This is a genomic window from Mannheimia pernigra (assembly GCF_013377995.1).
Classification (GTDB): domain Bacteria; phylum Pseudomonadota; class Gammaproteobacteria; order Enterobacterales; family Pasteurellaceae; genus Mannheimia; species Mannheimia pernigra.
Map to the genome: position 1 here is coordinate 918,736 of NZ_CP055305.1, position 17,298 is coordinate 936,033.

Genomic DNA, 17,298 nt, shown 5'->3' on the forward strand with positions numbered 1-17,298 from the left:
TTTAATTCATCAAGAAATTGCAAAACTTTGCAAGAAAAAGACCGCTTGTTCGGCTATAATGTGGCGATATTTTTATTTGAGTAACCAAAAATGACAAATCAAACAACTTATTTTGCGACCGCTGCACGAGGTTTTGAAGAAATGCTCAAAACCGAGCTAGAGCAAATTTGCAATGCGGAATGCAAAGTAGCTCAAGGCGGGGTGCATTTTACCACCAGTCTAAAAGGGGCTTATCAGGCATTGCTACATAGCCGCCTTGCCTCTCGTATTTTATTGCCGTTAATCAATACGAAAATTTTTAGCGATAGTGATTTATATGCCTCCATCGTTTCATTTAGTTGGGCAGATCTATTCGACCCTCGTGATACTTTTTATATTGACTTTAATGGCACGAATCGAGAAATCCGCAATACCCAATTTGGTGCAATGCGTGTAAAAGATGGTATTGTGGATTATTTTGAGCGTAAGGGTTTTGCTCGCCCAACGGTGGATAAAGTTCACCCCGATGTACGGATTCACGTTTATTTGGATCGTGAGAATGTGGTGATCTCACTGGATCTCAGTGGCGATGCTTTACATATTCGTGGCTACCGTGAAGAGACGGGTAAAGCCCCCTTGCGTGAAACTTTGGCTGCTGCGATTGTGCTACGTTCGGGCTGGAAAAAAGATACGCCGTTAGTTGATCCAATGTGTGGTTCTGGCACGTTATTAATTGAAGCGGCACAAATGGCGGGGAATATTGCACCGCAACTTCACCGTAAACATTGGGGCTTTAACGCGTGGAAAGGGCATAATTTAGCACTATGGCGTGAGGTTTTAGATGAGGCATTTTTGCAAAAAAATGATGAAATTCAACCGCTATTCTATGGTTTTGATTTAGATCACCGTGTTCTTGTCAAAGCTAAACAAAACGCTAAAAATGCAGGGGTGGATCATTTAATTCACTGGCAAAAAGGTGATGTAGCGGCATTGAAAAATCCAATTCCAGATCAAATTGGCACCGTGATTTGTAACCCACCGTACGGCGAACGTTTAGGCACAACCCCTGCGTTAATTGCCCTCTATTCGGTATTCGGGCAGCGTTTAAAACAGCAATTCGGCGGTTGGAATGCTTCGATTTTTAGTGGTGAGCCAGAGTTACTTAACTGCTTGCGTTTGCGTTCTGCGCGTCAATTTAAAGCGAAAAACGGACCTTTGGATTGCATTCAGAAAAATTATCTGATCAGTGAAAACACTCACAAGCGGTCAGATTTTGATGAAAATATGCAATCTGAACAAAATGTGCAAGTTGCACCAGATTTTGCAAATCGCCTTACCAAAAACATCAAAAAAATCGAAAAATGGGCAAAGCAGCAGGGTATTGATGCCTACCGTTTGTATGACGCAGATTTACCTGAATATAATTTAGCAGTAGATAGATATGGCGATCACATTGTGGTACAAGAGTATCAAGCCCCGAAAAATATTGATGAGCAAAAGGCACGCCAACGCTTGCTTGATGCGGTTTCAGCAACGCTTTATGTAACCGGTGTGGAAACAAACAAATTGGTACTGAAAGTTCGCCAAAAACAAAAAGGCACAAACCAGTATGAAAAATTAGCGAACAAAGGCGACTATTTCTATGTAAATGAGTATGGTGCGAAACTGTGGGTGAACTTAACCGATTATTTGGATACAGGCTTGTTCCTCGATCATCGATTCACTCGCAAAATGGTCGGCGAAATGGCAAAAGGAAAAACTTTCCTCAATCTATTTGCCTACACTGGCTCGGTAACGGTTCACGCAGCATTAAATGGAGCAATATCTACCACCACGGTAGATATGTCGAAAACCTATTTGAATTGGGCAGAACAGAATTTAGAGCTGAATAACCTGTCGCTTCGCCATAATCATTTATATCAAGCGGATTGTTTGCAATGGCTTGCACAATGTCGTGAGCGATTTGAGCTGATTTTCGTGGATCCGCCCACTTTTTCTAACTCAAAACGAATGGAAAACAGTTGGGACGTACAACGAGATCACATCAATCTGATGACGCAGCTCAAACGCATTTTAACCGCAGATGGTACTATCGTGTTCTCGAACAACAAACGTGGTTTCAAAATGGATTTTGACGGCTTGGCGGAATTAGGTTTAACGGCAGAAAACATTTCTTATAAAACCTTACCGCTCGATTTTGAACGCAATCCGCAGATTCATAATTGTTGGATTGTGAAGCATTTATAAGACTGAATTTAAAATGTTAGACATTGTTTTATACGAACCTGAAATCCCACAAAACAGCGGGAATATTATTCGCCTTTGTGCAAATTGTGGCTTTCGTTTACATATGATTGAGCCGTTCGGATTTGGCTGGGATGATAAAAAATTACGCCGTTCGGGCTTGGATTATCACGAATTTGTTGATATTCAAAAATATAAAAATTTTGAAGACTTTTTAGCACGGGCTAAGCCAAAACGCCTATTTGCACTCACTACGCGTGGAGAGCAAAACCACAGCGATGTGAAATATGAATTGGGTGATTTCTTAATGTTCGGGCCAGAAAGCCGAGGCATTCCAAAACCGTTGCTAGCAGAAATGCCGATGTCACAAAAAATCCGCATTCCAATGTGTAAAGACAGTCGCAGTATGAATTTATCGAACTCAGTTGCGGTAGTGGTTTATGAGGCGTGGCGACAATTTGGTTATCAGAATGCGGTGGCGGCACAGTCAATTTAATTATGACAAGCGGTTTAATTTTTGCAAAATTTTGTAGAAATTAAACCGCTTAAATTTTATGTGATCTGGATCACAAAAAACAGATAAAAAATAGAATTTGAAGCGATATTTCATTAAAATGATAAAAAATGAAGTGTTAATTTAAAAATCAAGGAGATACTATGCGTTTAATACCACTAGAAACGGATCGTGATGTCAGCGTTTGGGCTGCTCGTTATATTGTTGATCGTATAAATGCTTTTAAACCAACTAAAGAGAAACCTTTCGTACTTGGCTTACCAACGGGTGGTACACCTGAAAAAACGTATAAAGAGTTAATTAAACTTTACCAAGCAGGTGAAGTGAGTTTCAAAAATGTGGTTACTTTTAATATGGATGAATATGTTGGCTTACCGAAAGAGCATCCTGAAAGCTATCACAGTTTTATGTTTAAGCATTTCTTCGATCACGTGGATATCCCACTTGAAAATATCAATATCCTCAACGGTATGGCTGAAGATGTGAATGCAGAATGTGAGCGTTATGAAGAAAAAATCCGTTCTTACGGTAAAATTCATCTCTTTATGGGCGGAGTCGGAGTAGATGGTCATATTGCATTTAATGAGCCTGCATCATCACTTTCTTCTCGTACTCGTATCAAAACATTAACGGAAGATACTCGTATTGCCAACTCTCGCTTTTTTGATAATGATGTAAGCCAAGTGCCAAAATTTGCTTTAACAGTGGGTGTAGGCACATTGCTTGATGCAGAAGAAGTCATGATTTTAGTTACAGGTCATCACAAAGCGTTAGCATTGCAGGCTTGTGTGGAAGGTGCGGTAAATCATCTTTGGACTATTAGCTGCTTACAGTTACATCGTCGTGGTATTGTGGTGTGTGATGAGCCAGCAACCCAAGAGCTGAAAGTAAAAACAGTTAAATATTTCAAAGAGTTAGAGAAAAATGTAGTGCGTTAATTATTTTTACAAGCGGTTGTTTTTGCAAAAAATTTTGCGAAAATAACCGCTTGTTATCATTTAAAGGAATACAAAATATGAATCATTATGCCTTAACAAATTGTGTGATTTACACTGGCGAACAGGTATTGTATCAACACGCTCTGGTGGTAAAAGACGATAAAATTGAAGCGATTACTCTTGAGGCTGATTTGCCCCAATATTTAGAAAAAATTGATTTAGGTGGCGTAAATTTATCGGCAGGTTTTATTGATTTGCAACTCAATGGCTGTGGTGGTGTGATGTTTAATGAGGAGATTACTATTCTTACTCTTGAAATTATGCAGGAGACCAATTTGCGTTCAGGTACAACCAGCTACTTGCCCACTTTTATTACTTCACCTGATGAAGGTATGAAGCAAGCGGTGGTTATTATGAGAGAGTATTTATCCAAACATAAAAACCAGGCGTTAGGCTTACACTTTGAGGGACCTTATCTAAGTGTAGAGAAGAAAGGGGTCCACCGTCCAGAATTTATTCGTGATATCAGCCCTGAAATGCTCGATTTTCTTTGTGCCAATGGTGATGTGATTACCAAAATTACGATTGCGGCGGAAAACCCAGCGGCTGATTATATCAAACGCTTTAATGAGGCAGGTATTATCGTTTCACTTGGGCATTCAAACGCTACTTATGCTAAAGCCAAAGAGCGTATTGCTGAGGGAGCTGCTTTTGCTACACACTTGCATAATGCGATGTCGCCAGTTAGCTCTGGGCGTGAAGGTGGTGTTGTAGGTGCAGTGCTTGATAGCGATATTTATGCAGGCATTATTTGCGATGGTTTACACGTTGAATGGGGCAATATTCGCATTGCGAAAAAAGCAAAAGGCGATAAATTATTAATTGTGAGCGATGCGGTGGCAGCAGCAGGGAGCAATATTGACTCATTCATCTTTATCGGTAAAAAAATAACGGTAAAAGATGGAAAATGCTACGACGAATTTGGGGCTTTAGGCGGTGCAGCCATTACCATGATTGAGTCAATCCGTAATGTTGTTCAACATTGTAACATCAGTCTTAATGAAGCCATTCGAATGAGTACACTTTATCCAGCAAGAGCGATTGGCGTTGAAGATACACTTGGCTCATTGAGTGTAGGTAAGATCGCTAATTTAGCTATTTTTGATAATCAGTTCAGTGTGAAAGGTACTGCCGTAAATGGCAAGTTACATTGGAATTAATGTTAAGTGCTAATAAAATTAGTGGAACTTTTACAAAAAATTGAACAAATTCGACCGCTTGTATAATTAACGGATCTTTAAGCTATAAACTTTAATCATAATAGCATATAATCAAAAGGCAGATGTAGTATCTGCCTTTATCTTTATCAGGGAGAACCAAATGCAATTTAAAGATTACTTAGCGACTTTTCCGACCATCGATCATCTTTCAGGCTTAGATGTTATTAATAGTGGTGAGGTGATGCAACATATTCCAGCCATTGAAGGAAAACTAGGCTCACTAAGACTCTATTACGCACTTTACGAAAAATTTGAAGGAAAGTTAGATGTGAATGCAGCACAGCAAGGTCTTGAATGGTTTGCAGAGCATACTGAAGAGGCGAGAACCCATATAGGCAAACATCCAAATATTGATTTATTATTCAAGGTTATTGATAACGATTTACAGCTGGTTTTAGAGCCAGTTGTAGAACAAAAAATTTAATTAAATATAAACCCCGCTTTAACATTTATTTAAAGCGGGGTTTATATTTACATATTACAGTTTTTCAGCAAGCATTGCTTCTAACTTCTCTTGGTCAATCGCAAATTTACGAATGCCTTCAGCTAATTTTTCCACTGCCATTGGGTCTTGGTTATGCTCCCAGTAGAATTCTGCTTCTGTCATTTTTTCTGGACGAGGCTTGATTTCACCTTTGTAATCTAGCTTGCAAACTAATTTTTCATCGCTCTCTTGTAGCTCTTTTAATAACGGTGGTGAGATGGTTAAACGGTCGCAACCAGCTAACTCAATGATCTCTCCTACATTACGGAAACTTGCACCCATTACAATAGTGTCATAACCGTGTTGTTTGTAGTAATTGTAGATATTGGTTACTGAAATTACACCTGGATCTTCAGCTGGAGCATACTCTTTACTTTCGTGAGCTTTGTACCAGTCTAAAATACGACCAACAAATGGAGAGATTAAGTAAACCCCTGCTTCTGCACACGCACGAGCTTGAGCTTGAGAGAATAATAACGTTAAGTTACAGTTAATGCCTTCTTTTTCTAACTGTTCTGCTGCCTTTATACCTTGCCAAGTAGAGGCAATTTTAATTAAAATGCGATCATTACTGATGCCTGCATCGTTATATAATCCAATTAATTTACGTGCTTTAGCGATGGTTTTTTCAGTATCATAAGAAAAACGAGCATCTACCTCTGTAGAAATACGTCCAGGTACAAGTTTTAAGATTTCTAAACCAATATTTACCGCTAATTTATCTTCAGCATCAACTAACTGTTGATCTTTATCGCTACTTTGTGCTTTTGCGTAATTAATCGCTTCTTCAATTAATGGAGCATATTGCGGTAATGCCGATGCACTTAAAATTAAAGACGGATTTGTTGTTGCATCTTTTGGCTTATAAAGTTTGATTGCTTCAATATCACCAGTGTCAGCAACGATAACGGTCATTTTGCTTAAGGTGTCAAGTTGGCTCATAGTCTGATTCCTTTTTTGATTGTGAAATAAATAGTAGTAAAAGTTACTATAATAATAACATAAGGGAAATAGAGTTTTAGTATTTTTTTATTCAAAACTACTTTTTCTAAAAAAGTATAAAAAATAAGAGGCAATAGCCCCTTTTCTTTTACTTATTTTTTCGGCACATTTCCACAAAATAGCGGTGAAAACTTAAATCATTATTCACTTCGGGATGGAAGGAAATACCTATCTGATTTTGGTATTTTACTCCGACAATCTTACCGCTTATCTTGGCTAAAATTTCCACATCTTTTCCAGTACTTTCTATATAAGGCGCACGAATGAATGTGAGCGGAATTTTACCGAGATATTTAACTTCTTCTTCTACTAAAAACGAGCCTAATTGCCTTCCGTAAGCATTACGTTTCACTGTTACAGGCAAAGTAGCCAAATGTTTTTTATCGTCGTTTACCAAATTTTCCGCAAGCAAAATTAAACCCGCACAAGTTCCAAGCGTTGGCAAGCCATTTAAAATTTTTTGACGAAGCGGCTCAAGCAAGCCTAATTCACGTAATAATTTACCTTGAACAGTCGATTCGCCACCAGGTAAAATCAGACCATCAAAATCTTGGTTTAAATCAGCAAGTTGACGAATTTCCATACTTTCTACCCCTAGTTGCTGGAGTTTATCAGTATGCTCGCTAAATGCACCTTGCAGAGCAAGAATAGCAATTTTCATTAGACACCTCTTGCTGCCATTAGCAATTCAATCTCTTGCTCATTAATTCCTACCATTGCTTCACCTAAATCTTCAGAAAGCTCCGCAAGTAATTTAGGATCGTTGTAGTTGGTAACAGCTTGTACAATAGCTCGTGCTCGTTTAGCAGGATCGCCTGACTTGAAAATACCTGAGCCAACGAAGACTCCTTCTGCACCTAACTGCATCATCAATGCAGCATCGGCAGGGGTTGCAACACCTCCAGCAGCAAAGGTGACAACAGGCAATTTTTGGTACTGATGTACATATTGTACTAAATCAAATGGTACTTGGAGCTCTTTAGCTACGTGATAAAGTTCATCTGTGGTATGTGAAACCAAGCGGGCAATTTCTTGTTTCATTTTGCGAAGATGATGTACTGCTTGCACCACATTGCCTGTTCCTGGCTCGCCCTTACTACGGATCATAGCAGCGCCTTCATTAATACGACGTAGGGCTTCGCCTAAATTTTTTGCACCACATACAAATGGCACTTCAAATTTACGCTTGTTAATGTGGAAGGTATCATCTGCAGGAGAAAGCACCTCACTTTCGTCAATATAGTCAATTTCGATCGCTTGCAGGATTTGTGCTTCTGTAACGTGTCCAATACGTACTTTCGCCATTACAGGAATGGATACCGCTGCTTGGATACTCTTTATCATCTTGGGATCACTCATACGAGAAACGCCACCAGCTGCACGAATATCTGCAGGAATTCTCTCTAGTGCCATTACTGCACAAGCTCCAGCTTCTTCCGCAATGCAGGCTTGCTCAGGGGTAGTTACATCCATAATTACACCGCCTTTTAACATTTGAGCAAGTTGTCTGTTTAAATCATAGCGATTAGTCATTGTACTTTTTCCTTCTAATTGTTGAATAATTGAACAAGATTGCTGAATTTTTTCGTAGTTTCGATTAGCTCGGCATTAAGTTTATTTTTATATTCGCTGGATGCGAGTGTTCAATAAAAATACATCTACCAATTTAAATACACTCAGCCAATTTGAGTGAGGAAACAGTATGTATTGTAATTTAATCTGAACTGTTTAGAATGACCATTTTATGTTTTTCTTATCATGTCAGATTATGCTTACCTACACTTTTAACACACAAGAAGGCACAGCTCTCTATGAGCAACTTTACCGTTTTCTAAAAAACGACATTGAAAGCAACATACTTATAGCAGGGGATAAACTGCCATCTAAACGTGTTTTTGCAAAGCATTTAGGCATTTCAGTAATGACAGTAGAAACCTCTTATCAGCAGTTAGTAGCAGAAGGTTATGTGAATGCTCAGCCTAAAAAAGGCTTTTTTGTAAATGCCTTAAATTTACCAAAGAAAAAGGAAGACATATCAGTTCAGCTACAAAAAATCAGTTCAGAACAGTATGAGAAAAATAAAAAATGGCAGGCAGATTTAACTAATCGACAGACTTTAGCAGAAAATTTTCCGTTTTCGGTTTGGACAAAATTAGTACGCGAAGTGCTGAAAACACACCAAAGTGAGCTAATGGAGCGTGCTGAGAGTGGGGGCGTATGGGCATTAAAATGTGCGATAACCAATCATCTGCGAGCTTTTAGAGGAATGATCGTTAATCCAGTACAGATTATTATTGGAGCGGGTACGGAGTCTCTTTACGGTTTGCTCATTCAGCTTCTAGGCTTAGATAAACATTATGCACTAACTGAGCCCAGTTATGATAAATTACGTAGAATTTATCACAGCTATCGCTTATCAACAGACACGGTGTCAATGCCGTTTTCAATTGATGAGTTAAATTCAAAGAATGTGGACGTGATACATACCTCGCCATCACACCATTTTCCGACAGGACACGTAATGCCGATTGCCAAACGTTATGAGTTGTTAGCTTGGGCTGCACAAAAAGCTGAAAGATATATTGTAGAAGACGACTACGACAGCGAATTTCGTTTTGTAGGACAACCAATTCCTGCATTGAAATCTATTGATATGCTCGGGCGAGTTATCTATATGAATACTTTTTCTAAAACGCTCTCTTCAACTGTACGAATTGCCTATATGGTTTTGCCACCAGAATTACTGAATCGTTTTCAGCAGGAATTAGGGTTTTATGCTTCTACCGTTTCCAATTTTGAGCAATATATTTTGGCAGAATTTATTCAACAAGGCTATTTTGAAAAGCATATCAATCGAATGCGAGCGTATTATCAAAAAAAGAGGGATAAATTACTAAAAGCTTTCAAGCAAGGCAATTTAGCAGAAAAGATTGCAATAAAAGAAGAACATTCAGGCTTGCATTTCATTGTACAGCTAAATACAACATTAACAGAAAGGCAAATTTTGCAGGCAGCAGAAGAACAAGGTATAAAATTTGTCGCATTGTCTGCTTATTATCAAGATAAATCTCAAATTCAGCAAAATGCTTTTATAATTGGGTACTCTAACTTAAAAGATGATCAGATTAATTATGTAGCGGAGAGCCTGAAAAAAATTTTGGACAACGAATAACAAGCATCAAAACTGCTTTAATTTTTAGCAAATTGGCTTAAAAACACGCAGGCGGTAATTATTTTAGTGATTTTTGCAAAAAATTACCAAATTCTCCTTGCAAGGTATTTTGTTTTGCGTTATAATGCACGGCACACAACGACGCGCTGTTGTGAATGATTAGATGTTGATTACGGTGCGTCGTTTTGTTTTGTTCTTTAACAAATTATCAGACAATCTGTGTGGGCACTTGTTGATAGGCTTGATTTAAAAATATTTTAAAACTTGAAGTCTTAATAGGTGCTTATAACTAGAAATTCATTATGTTTGATTTCTTGACTTAAGTTAAGTTTAGAAGTTGAAGTGAACTTTAGCTAAGCAGTTTATTGAGCGATTGAACTTTTAATTGAAGAGTTTGATCATGGCTCAGATTGAACGCTGGCGGCAGGCTTAACACATGCAAGTCGAACGGTAGCAGGTTAGTACTTGTACTAATGCTGACGAGTGGCGGACGGGTGAGTAATGCTTGGGAATCTGGCTTATGGAGGGGGATAACGACTGGAAACGGTCGCTAATACCGCGTAATCTCTAAGGAGGAAAGGGTGGGACTTTCGGGCCACCTGCCATAAGATGAGCCCAAGTGAGATTAGGTAGTTGGTGAGGTAATGGCTCACCAAGCCGTCGATCTCTAGCTGGTCTGAGAGGATGACCAGCCACACTGGAACTGAGACACGGTCCAGACTCCTACGGGAGGCAGCAGTGGGGAATATTGCACAATGGGGGGAACCCTGATGCAGCCATGCCGCGTGAATGAAGAAGGCCTTCGGGTTGTAAAGTTCTTTCGGTCGCGAGGAAGGCGTTGATTTTAATAGAATCGGCGATTGACGTTAACGACAGAAGAAGCACCGGCTAACTCCGTGCCAGCAGCCGCGGTAATACGGGGGGTGCAAGCGTTAATCGGAATAACTGGGCGTAAAGGGCACGCAGGCGGACTTTTAAGTGAGATGTGAAAGCCCCGGGCTTAACCTGGGAATTGCATTTCAGACTGGGGGTCTAGAGTACTTTAGGGAGGGGTAGAATTCCACGTGTAGCGGTGAAATGCGTAGAGATGTGGAGGAATACCGAAGGCGAAGGCAGCCCCTTGGGAATGTACTGACGCTCATGTGCGAAAGCGTGGGGAGCAAACAGGATTAGATACCCTGGTAGTCCACGCTGTAAACGCTGTCGATTTGGGGATTGGGCTTTAAGCTTGGTGCCCGTAGCTAACGTGATAAATCGACCGCCTGGGGAGTACGGCCGCAAGGTTAAAACTCAAATGAATTGACGGGGGCCCGCACAAGCGGTGGAGCATGTGGTTTAATTCGATGCAACGCGAAGAACCTTACCTACTCTTGACATCCAGAGAATCCTGTAGAGATATGGGAGTGCCTTCGGGAGCTCTGAGACAGGTGCTGCATGGCTGTCGTCAGCTCGTGTTGTGAAATGTTGGGTTAAGTCCCGCAACGAGCGCAACCCTTATCCTTTGTTGCCAGCACGTTATGGTGGGAACTCAAAGGAGACTGCCGGTGATAAACCGGAGGAAGGTGGGGATGACGTCAAGTCATCATGGCCCTTACGAGTAGGGCTACACACGTGCTACAATGGCGTATACAGAGGGCGGCGAGCCAGCGATGGTGAGCGAATCTCACAAAGTACGTCTAAGTCCGGATTGGAGTCTGCAACTCGACTCCATGAAGTCGGAATCGCTAGTAATCGCAAATCAGAATGTTGCGGTGAATACGTTCCCGGGCCTTGTACACACCGCCCGTCACACCATGGGAGTGGGTTGTACCAGAAGTAGATAGCTTAACCTTCGGGGGGGCGTTTACCACGGTATGATTCATGACTGGGGTGAAGTCGTAACAAGGTAACCGTAGGGGAACCTGCGGTTGGATCACCTCCTTACCAAAAAAATCAAGTGCGAGGCTAGGCGAGAGTTTAGCGTCGCGACGACAGCAAGTGTTCACACAGATTGTTTGATAGAGTAGACAGGACAGAGATGAATGAAAGTTAGGCATTCAAGCGGTTAAAATATTGCAGAAATTTGCAAAATCGCTAAAATACCTAACGCTCAACTGGCAAAAGGAAAGCATCTTTAAATGATGTCCCCATCGTCTAGAGGCCTAGGACATCGCCCTTTCACGGCGGTAACCGGGGTTCGAATCCCCGTGGGGACGCCATTTAAAGATGATTTTTATTGTCTTAATGTTCTTTAAAAATTTAGAAACAAGCTGAAAAACTGAGAGATTTTCGAAAGAAAGTCTGAGTATGTAATAAAATCTTAGCTGAACAAAAGCAGCTAAGTGTTTAGTTTAAAACAGACTTTAAATGTGTTGTTATGTTGTTTTTTCTTTCCTTTGATTGAATTGAAATACAAAAACAAAAACATTTGAGGTTGTATAGTTAAGTGACTAAGCGCACAAGGTGGATGCCTTGGCAATCAGAGGCGATGAAGGACGTGCTAATCTGCGAAAAGCTTGGATGAGTCGATAAGAGGCGTTTAATCCAAGATGTCCGAATGGGGAAACCCAGTAGATGAAGAATCTACTATCACTTGCTGAATACATAGGCAAGTGAAGCAAACCGGGAGAACTGAAACATCTAAGTACCCCGAGGAAAAGAAATCAACCGAGATTTCGTTAGTAGCGGCGAGCGAACGCGAAAGAGCCAGTGAGTAATAGCGGATTTATTAGAGGAATGAGCTGGGAAGCTCAATCATAGAGGGTGATAATCCCGTACTCGAAAATATTTCCGTGGTACTAAGCTCACAACAAGTAGGGCGGGACACGTGATATCCTGTTTGAAGATGGGGGGACCATCCTCCAAGGCTAAATACTCCTGATTGACCGATAGTGAACCAGTACTGTGAAGGAAAGGCGAAAAGAACCCCGGCGAGGGGAGTGAAATAGAACCTGAAACCTTGTGCGTACAAGCAGTGGGAGCAGATTTATTCTGTGACTGCGTACCTTTTGTATAATGGGTCAGCGACTTATATTTTGTAGCAAGGTTAACTGAATAAGGGAGCCGTAGGGAAACCGAGTCTTAACTGGGCGTATAGTTGCAAGGTATAGACCCGAAACCCGGTGATCTAGCCATGGGCAGGTTGAAGGTTGGGTAACACTAACTGGAGGACCGAACCGACTAATGTTGAAAAATTAGCGGATGACTTGTGGCTGGGGGTGAAAGGCCAATCAAACCGGGAGATAGCTGGTTCTCCCCGAAATCTATTTAGGTAGAGCCTTATGTGAATACCTTCGGGGGTAGAGCACTGTTTCGGCTAGGGGTCCATCCCGGATTACCAACCCGATGCAAACTGCGAATACCGAAGAGTAATGCATAGGAGACACACGGTGGGTGCTAACGTTCATCGTGGAGAGGGAAACAACCCAGACCGCCAGCTAAGGTCCCCAAGTACTAGTTAAGTGGGAAACGAAGTGGGAAGGCTTAGACAGCTAGGATGTTGGCTTAGAAGCAGCCATCATTTAAAGAAAGCGTAATAGCTCACTAGTCGAGTCGGCCTGCGCGGAAGATGTAACGGGGCTAAAACTAGTCACCGAAGCTGCGGCATCAATGGAAACATTGTTGGGTAGGGGAGCGTTCTGTAAGCGGAAGAAGGTGAGTCGAGAGGCTTGCTGGACGTATCAGAAGTGCGAATGCTGACATAAGTAACGATAAAACGAGTGAAAAACTCGTTCGCCGGAAGACCAAGGGTTCCTGTCCAACGTTAATCGGGGCAGGGTGAGTCGGCCCCTAAGGCGAGGCTGAAAAGCGTAGTCGATGGGAAACGGGTTAATATTCCCGTACTTGGTGTAATTGCGATGTGGGGACGGAGAAGGTTAGGTTATCAGGGTGTTGGATTACCCTGTTTAAGCAGGTAGTTGGGAAGATTAGGCAAATCCGGTCTTCTATTAACAACGAGAAGTGATGACGAGACTCTACGGAGTTGAAGTAACCGATACCACGCTTCCAGGAAAAGCCACTAAGCGTCAGATTACACTAAACCGTACTATAAACCGACACAGGTGGTCAGGTAGAGAATACTCAGGCGCTTGAGAGAACTCGGGTGAAGGAACTAGGCAAAATAGCACCGTAACTTCGGGAGAAGGTGCGCCGGCGTAGATTGTAATCCCTCGCGGATGAAGGTTGAACCGGTCGAAGATACCAGCTGGCTGCAACTGTTTATTAAAAACACAGCACTCTGCAAACACGAAAGTGGACGTATAGGGTGTGATGCCTGCCCGGTGCTGGAAGGTTAATTGATGGTGTTATCGAAAGAGAAGCTCCTGATCGAAGCCCCAGTAAACGGCGGCCGTAACTATAACGGTCCTAAGGTAGCGAAATTCCTTGTCGGGTAAGTTCCGACCTGCACGAATGGCATAATGATGGCCAGGCTGTCTCCACCCGAGACTCAGTGAAATTGAAATCGCCGTGAAGATGCGGTGTACCCGCGGCTAGACGGAAAGACCCCGTGAACCTTTACTATAGCTTGACACTGAACATTGAATTTTGATGTGTAGGATAGGTGGGAGCCTTTGAAGATGACACGCTAGTGTTGTTGGAGGCGTCCTTGAAATACCACCCTTTAACGTTTGATGTTCTAACGAAGTACTCGGAACGAGTACTCGGACAGTGTCTGGTGGGTAGTTTGACTGGGGCGGTCTCCTCCCAAAGAGTAACGGAGGAGCACGAAGGTTTGCTAATGACGGTCGGACATCGTCAGGTTAGTGCAATGGTAGAAGCAAGCTTAACTGCGAGACAGACAAGTCGAGCAGGTGCGAAAGCAGGTCATAGTGATCCGGTGGTTCTGAATGGAAGGGCCATCGCTCAACGGATAAAAGGTACTCCGGGGATAACAGGCTGATACCGCCCAAGAGTTCATATCGACGGCGGTGTTTGGCACCTCGATGTCGGCTCATCACATCCTGGGGCTGAAGTAGGTCCCAAGGGTATGGCTGTTCGCCATTTAAAGTGGTACGCGAGCTGGGTTTAGAACGTCGTGAGACAGTTCGGTCCCTATCTGCCGTGGGCGTTGGAGAATTGGTTGGGGCTGCTCCTAGTACGAGAGGACCGGAGTGGACGCACCGCTGGTGTTTCGGTTGTGTCGCCAGACGCATTGCCGAGTAGCTACGTGCGGAAGAGATAAGTGCTGAAAGCATCTAAGCACGAAACTTGCCAAGAGATGAGTTCTCCCAGTCTATAAGACTGTAAGGGTTGTTGGAGACTACGACGTAGATAGGCACAATGTGTAAGCGTAGCGATACGTTGAGCTAATGTGTACTAATTGCCCGAGAGGCTTAACTATACAACGCTCAAGTGTTTTTATAGAAAAAATAAGAAAGCACGAAGCGAAGTAACGTAAAGTAAAGACTAAACAAAAAAGGCAAACAAATAAACTCAGAATCAACAGCTTGTTTTTAGATTAAAGAACAAAAAATAGAAAAGACAGAAAATCAACAGATTTTCCCGACGACCATAGTGCTGTGGTTCTACCTGACTCCATACCGAACTCAGAAGTAAAACGCAGTGACGCCGATGGTAGTGTGGTGATTCGCCATGTGAGAGTAGGGCATCGTCGGGGCTTATTTTAAATCTCAAACAAAGCAAAAACCTCAAGCTTAGTGATAGGCTTGAGGTTTTTGCTTTTTCATTTTTAAAAAAGCAAAAAAGCAAAAAAGCAAAAAAGCAAAAAAGCAAAAAAGCTAAAATGGCAAAAAATATAAGTAAAATGACCGCTTGTAGCAATACTTGCGGTCTGGGCGTGTGAGATTGAAAATGCAAATTTAGAGATGTAACGCTATATTAAAGAAAGTGAATATTTGATAGAATGAAGCCGTATTTTTGACTCCAATATATTGATTTTGTTTGAATAATTAGATTTCTCTTTAGGATAAATATGCTTTGGTATAATGTACTTTTTGGCTTTAAAGGTAGATTAAACAGACGAGGTTTTTGGATAGGTTTGTTAATTAACTTTGTTTTTTTATTAATAGCCGTTATTTTTATGGTTGATTTAGCTAATTTTACCTTTTTAAGTTTTCTTCCTCTGTGGATTTCAGTTTTTAGTTTATCTGCAATTATTGTTAAACGCTTACATGATAGAGATCGTTCAGGCCAAGCTCTTTTAATGGTGCTTGTACCAATTATCTGTTATTTAGCATCACTCTATACACAAGGCATAATGCAGATATTGTTGGGGAATGTAATGCCTGCCGTTATTACTATGATCCTCCTATTAGAATGGGGTGTTTTTAAAGGAAATCGAAATCCCAATAAATACGGTGAGCGAGGCTTATCGTTTAAATTAAGAGAATAAAATGAAATTAAATTATCATAAAACCCATTTTTTAACTTCAGCACCAGATATTCGTCATTTGCCTGAAGATGTAGGGGTAGAAATTGCCTTTGCAGGACGTTCAAATGCAGGCAAATCAACGGCATTAAATGCTTTAACCAACCAAAAAAGTTTAGCTAGAACTTCAAAAACACCAGGAAGAACTCAACTAATTAATTTATTTGGAGTTGAACCAAACTGTAAATTAGTGGATTTACCAGGCTATGGTTATGCGGCTGTTCCAGAGCAGATGAAAATTCAATGGCAAAAAGCTTTGGGCGAGTATTTACAAAAGCGAGAATGCTTAGGTGGTGTGGTGATTTTGATGGATATTCGTCACCCGTTGAAAGATCTGGATCAACAAATGATTGAATGGGCAGTTTCGGCAGATTTACCGGTTCTATTACTATTAACTAAAGCGGATAAATTAAGCCAATCTGCTCGCTCGAAACAAGTTAAAATGGTACGAGAAGCAATCTTACCTTTCCAAGGGGATATTCAAGTTGAGGCTTACTCAGCATTAAGTAAAATTGGTGTGGATAAACTCTCTGCTAAATTAGATAGCTGGTTTGCTCCTGTACTAAGCATAGAATAATTGAGGAATTGAGTATGTATAATTTAGAACAATTACAAGCTGAAACTAATGAAATTATTCAGAATTTATTAAAAGATGGCTCAGATCCTGATGCTTTATATATTATTGAGCATCACGTTGCACACCGTGATTTTGATAAATTAGAGAAATTAGTCGTTGATGCCTATAAACTTGGTTATGAAATTTCGGAAGCTGAAGAGGTGGAAGAAGAGAATGGAAAAGTCATTTTTGTCTGCGATATTGTGAGTGAAATTAACTTAAATGCGGATTTAATTACTGCACAGCAAAAAGAATTGCTGCCATTAATTCAAAAAGCAGGTGCGGAATATGAAGGCTGGGGCACTTACTTTGAAGATCCAAATGCTGATGAAGATGAGTATGGTGATGATGGCGAGTTTTTCGATGACGAAGACGATGATGAGCTGAATCTTCATTAAAATAATAAGCGGTAAAATAATGTAAATTTTTTGCATAATTTCACCGCTTGTATTTTTTATTCTAATCCTTTTTTTATCCAATAGTGATAGGGAGAAGACGAAATCTCTTTTTGAAGAAGTTGGTGATCCATAAATTCGCAAAAGCTTGGAATATCACGGGTAGTTGCTGGGTCATCAGCGATAATATGCAGAACCTCACCATCTTTCATCATACGGATTGTTTTTCGGGTGAGCATAACTGGCTCAGGGCAACGTAGCCCCAAGGTATCCAATTCTCTATTTACAATTAACTTATTCATTCTAT

At 41.0% G+C, this 17,298-nt stretch carries 13 protein-coding genes, 1 tRNA gene and 3 rRNA genes; 13 read left to right on the plus strand and 4 right to left on the minus strand.

The window, feature by feature from the left end:
* The first annotated feature begins 90 nt into the window (after nucleotides 1-90).
* The 5 genes from rlmKL to HV560_RS04545 all read left to right on the plus strand — a co-directional run bounded on the left by rlmKL (nucleotide 91) and on the right by HV560_RS04545 (nucleotide 5,379).
* Complete coding sequence (gene rlmKL / locus HV560_RS04525; RefSeq protein WP_176812251.1) at nucleotides 91-2,226, plus strand: bifunctional 23S rRNA (guanine(2069)-N(7))-methyltransferase RlmK/23S rRNA (guanine(2445)-N(2))-methyltransferase RlmL; 2,136 nt, start codon at nucleotides 91-93, stop codon at nucleotides 2,224-2,226.
* 13 nt (nucleotides 2,227-2,239) lie between these two features.
* Nucleotides 2,240-2,719, plus strand: coding sequence for a tRNA (uridine(34)/cytosine(34)/5-carboxymethylaminomethyluridine(34)-2'-O)-methyltransferase TrmL (trmL, locus tag HV560_RS04530; RefSeq protein ID WP_159629131.1), 480 nt, complete (start codon nucleotides 2,240-2,242; stop codon nucleotides 2,717-2,719).
* 161 nt (nucleotides 2,720-2,880) lie between these two features.
* Complete coding sequence (gene nagB / locus HV560_RS04535; protein WP_176812252.1) at nucleotides 2,881-3,675, plus strand: glucosamine-6-phosphate deaminase; 795 nt, start codon at nucleotides 2,881-2,883, stop codon at nucleotides 3,673-3,675.
* Between the two features lie 77 nt (nucleotides 3,676-3,752).
* Nucleotides 3,753-4,895: an N-acetylglucosamine-6-phosphate deacetylase gene (nagA, locus tag HV560_RS04540; RefSeq protein ID WP_176812253.1), complete on the plus strand. Its 1,143-nt coding sequence runs from the start codon at nucleotides 3,753-3,755 to the stop codon at nucleotides 4,893-4,895.
* Between the two features lie 160 nt (nucleotides 4,896-5,055).
* Complete coding sequence (locus HV560_RS04545) at nucleotides 5,056-5,379, plus strand: DUF2322 family protein (RefSeq protein ID WP_176812254.1); 324 nt, start codon at nucleotides 5,056-5,058, stop codon at nucleotides 5,377-5,379.
* A 54-nt stretch (nucleotides 5,380-5,433) separates the two neighbouring features.
* Here the strand turns inward: HV560_RS04545 and tal are convergent, their stop codons facing one another.
* From tal to pdxS, 3 genes are all read right to left on the minus strand, one after another.
* Nucleotides 5,434-6,381, minus strand: a complete 948-nt coding sequence (gene tal, locus HV560_RS04550; protein ID WP_159629135.1) for a transaldolase — start codon at nucleotides 6,379-6,381, stop codon at nucleotides 5,434-5,436.
* A 148-nt stretch (nucleotides 6,382-6,529) separates the two neighbouring features.
* Nucleotides 6,530-7,102, minus strand: a complete 573-nt coding sequence (gene pdxT, locus HV560_RS04555) for a pyridoxal 5'-phosphate synthase glutaminase subunit PdxT (protein ID WP_006248501.1) — start codon at nucleotides 7,100-7,102, stop codon at nucleotides 6,530-6,532.
* A complete protein-coding gene (pdxS, locus tag HV560_RS04560) occupies nucleotides 7,102-7,974 on the minus strand; it encodes a pyridoxal 5'-phosphate synthase lyase subunit PdxS (RefSeq protein ID WP_006248502.1) in 873 nt (290 codons plus the stop codon). The genes pdxT and pdxS overlap by 1 nt, the downstream gene beginning before the upstream one ends.
* A gap of 235 nt (nucleotides 7,975-8,209) precedes the next feature.
* On the opposite strand from pdxS, the gene pdxR reads away from it, so the two are divergent.
* The 8 genes from pdxR (at nucleotide 8,210) to rraB (ending at nucleotide 16,994) form a co-directional block, all read left to right on the plus strand.
* A complete protein-coding gene (pdxR, locus tag HV560_RS04565) occupies nucleotides 8,210-9,613 on the plus strand; it encodes a MocR-like pyridoxine biosynthesis transcription factor PdxR (RefSeq protein WP_176812255.1) in 1,404 nt (467 codons plus the stop codon).
* Nucleotides 9,614-9,995: 382 nt separating this feature from the next.
* Nucleotides 9,996-11,536: ribosomal RNA gene (locus tag HV560_RS04570) — 16S ribosomal RNA — on the plus strand.
* 199 nt (nucleotides 11,537-11,735) lie between these two features.
* Nucleotides 11,736-11,811: transfer RNA gene (locus HV560_RS04575), tRNA-Glu, on the plus strand.
* Between the two features lie 221 nt (nucleotides 11,812-12,032).
* Nucleotides 12,033-14,933, plus strand: a 23S ribosomal RNA gene (locus tag HV560_RS04580).
* 160 nt (nucleotides 14,934-15,093) lie between these two features.
* Nucleotides 15,094-15,209: ribosomal RNA gene (rrf, locus tag HV560_RS04585) — 5S ribosomal RNA — on the plus strand.
* Together the 16S, 23S and 5S rRNA genes with 1 tRNA gene alongside form the textbook arrangement of a ribosomal RNA operon.
* Before the next feature lie 315 nt (nucleotides 15,210-15,524).
* Nucleotides 15,525-15,944, plus strand: a complete 420-nt coding sequence (locus tag HV560_RS04590) for a DUF805 domain-containing protein (RefSeq protein ID WP_176809641.1) — start codon at nucleotides 15,525-15,527, stop codon at nucleotides 15,942-15,944.
* A 1-nt stretch (nucleotide 15,945) separates the two neighbouring features.
* Nucleotides 15,946-16,557, plus strand: a complete 612-nt coding sequence (gene yihA, locus HV560_RS04595; RefSeq protein ID WP_176812256.1) for a ribosome biogenesis GTP-binding protein YihA/YsxC — start codon at nucleotides 15,946-15,948, stop codon at nucleotides 16,555-16,557.
* A gap of 14 nt (nucleotides 16,558-16,571) precedes the next feature.
* Nucleotides 16,572-16,994, plus strand: a complete 423-nt coding sequence (gene rraB / locus HV560_RS04600; protein ID WP_159630944.1) for a ribonuclease E inhibitor RraB — start codon at nucleotides 16,572-16,574, stop codon at nucleotides 16,992-16,994.
* A gap of 56 nt (nucleotides 16,995-17,050) precedes the next feature.
* Here the strand turns inward: rraB and tusA are convergent, their stop codons facing one another.
* Nucleotides 17,051-17,293 (minus strand): sulfurtransferase TusA, encoded by a 243-nt coding sequence (gene tusA / locus HV560_RS04605; RefSeq protein WP_176807935.1) that lies wholly within the window; start codon nucleotides 17,291-17,293, stop codon nucleotides 17,051-17,053.
* Between the last annotated feature and the right edge of the window lie 5 nt (nucleotides 17,294-17,298).

Coding starts and splice junctions, on each gene's coding strand:
- rlmKL (WP_176812251.1), top strand. CDS start 91: ATGACAAATCAAACAACTTATTTTGCGACCGCTGCACGAGGTTTTGAA.
- trmL (WP_159629131.1), top strand. CDS start 2,240: ATGTTAGACATTGTTTTATACGAACCTGAAATCCCACAAAACAGCGGG.
- nagB (WP_176812252.1), top strand. CDS start 2,881: ATGCGTTTAATACCACTAGAAACGGATCGTGATGTCAGCGTTTGGGCT.
- nagA (WP_176812253.1), top strand. CDS start 3,753: ATGAATCATTATGCCTTAACAAATTGTGTGATTTACACTGGCGAACAG.
- HV560_RS04545 (WP_176812254.1), top strand. CDS start 5,056: ATGCAATTTAAAGATTACTTAGCGACTTTTCCGACCATCGATCATCTT.
- tal (WP_159629135.1), bottom strand. CDS start 6,381: ATGAGCCAACTTGACACCTTAAGCAAAATGACCGTTATCGTTGCTGAC.
- pdxT (WP_006248501.1), bottom strand. CDS start 7,102: ATGAAAATTGCTATTCTTGCTCTGCAAGGTGCATTTAGCGAGCATACT.
- pdxS (WP_006248502.1), bottom strand. CDS start 7,974: ATGACTAATCGCTATGATTTAAACAGACAACTTGCTCAAATGTTAAAA.
- pdxR (WP_176812255.1), top strand. CDS start 8,210: ATGCTTACCTACACTTTTAACACACAAGAAGGCACAGCTCTCTATGAG.
- HV560_RS04590 (WP_176809641.1), top strand. CDS start 15,525: ATGCTTTGGTATAATGTACTTTTTGGCTTTAAAGGTAGATTAAACAGA.
- yihA (WP_176812256.1), top strand. CDS start 15,946: ATGAAATTAAATTATCATAAAACCCATTTTTTAACTTCAGCACCAGAT.
- rraB (WP_159630944.1), top strand. CDS start 16,572: ATGTATAATTTAGAACAATTACAAGCTGAAACTAATGAAATTATTCAG.
- tusA (WP_176807935.1), bottom strand. CDS start 17,293: ATGAATAAGTTAATTGTAAATAGAGAATTGGATACCTTGGGGCTACGT.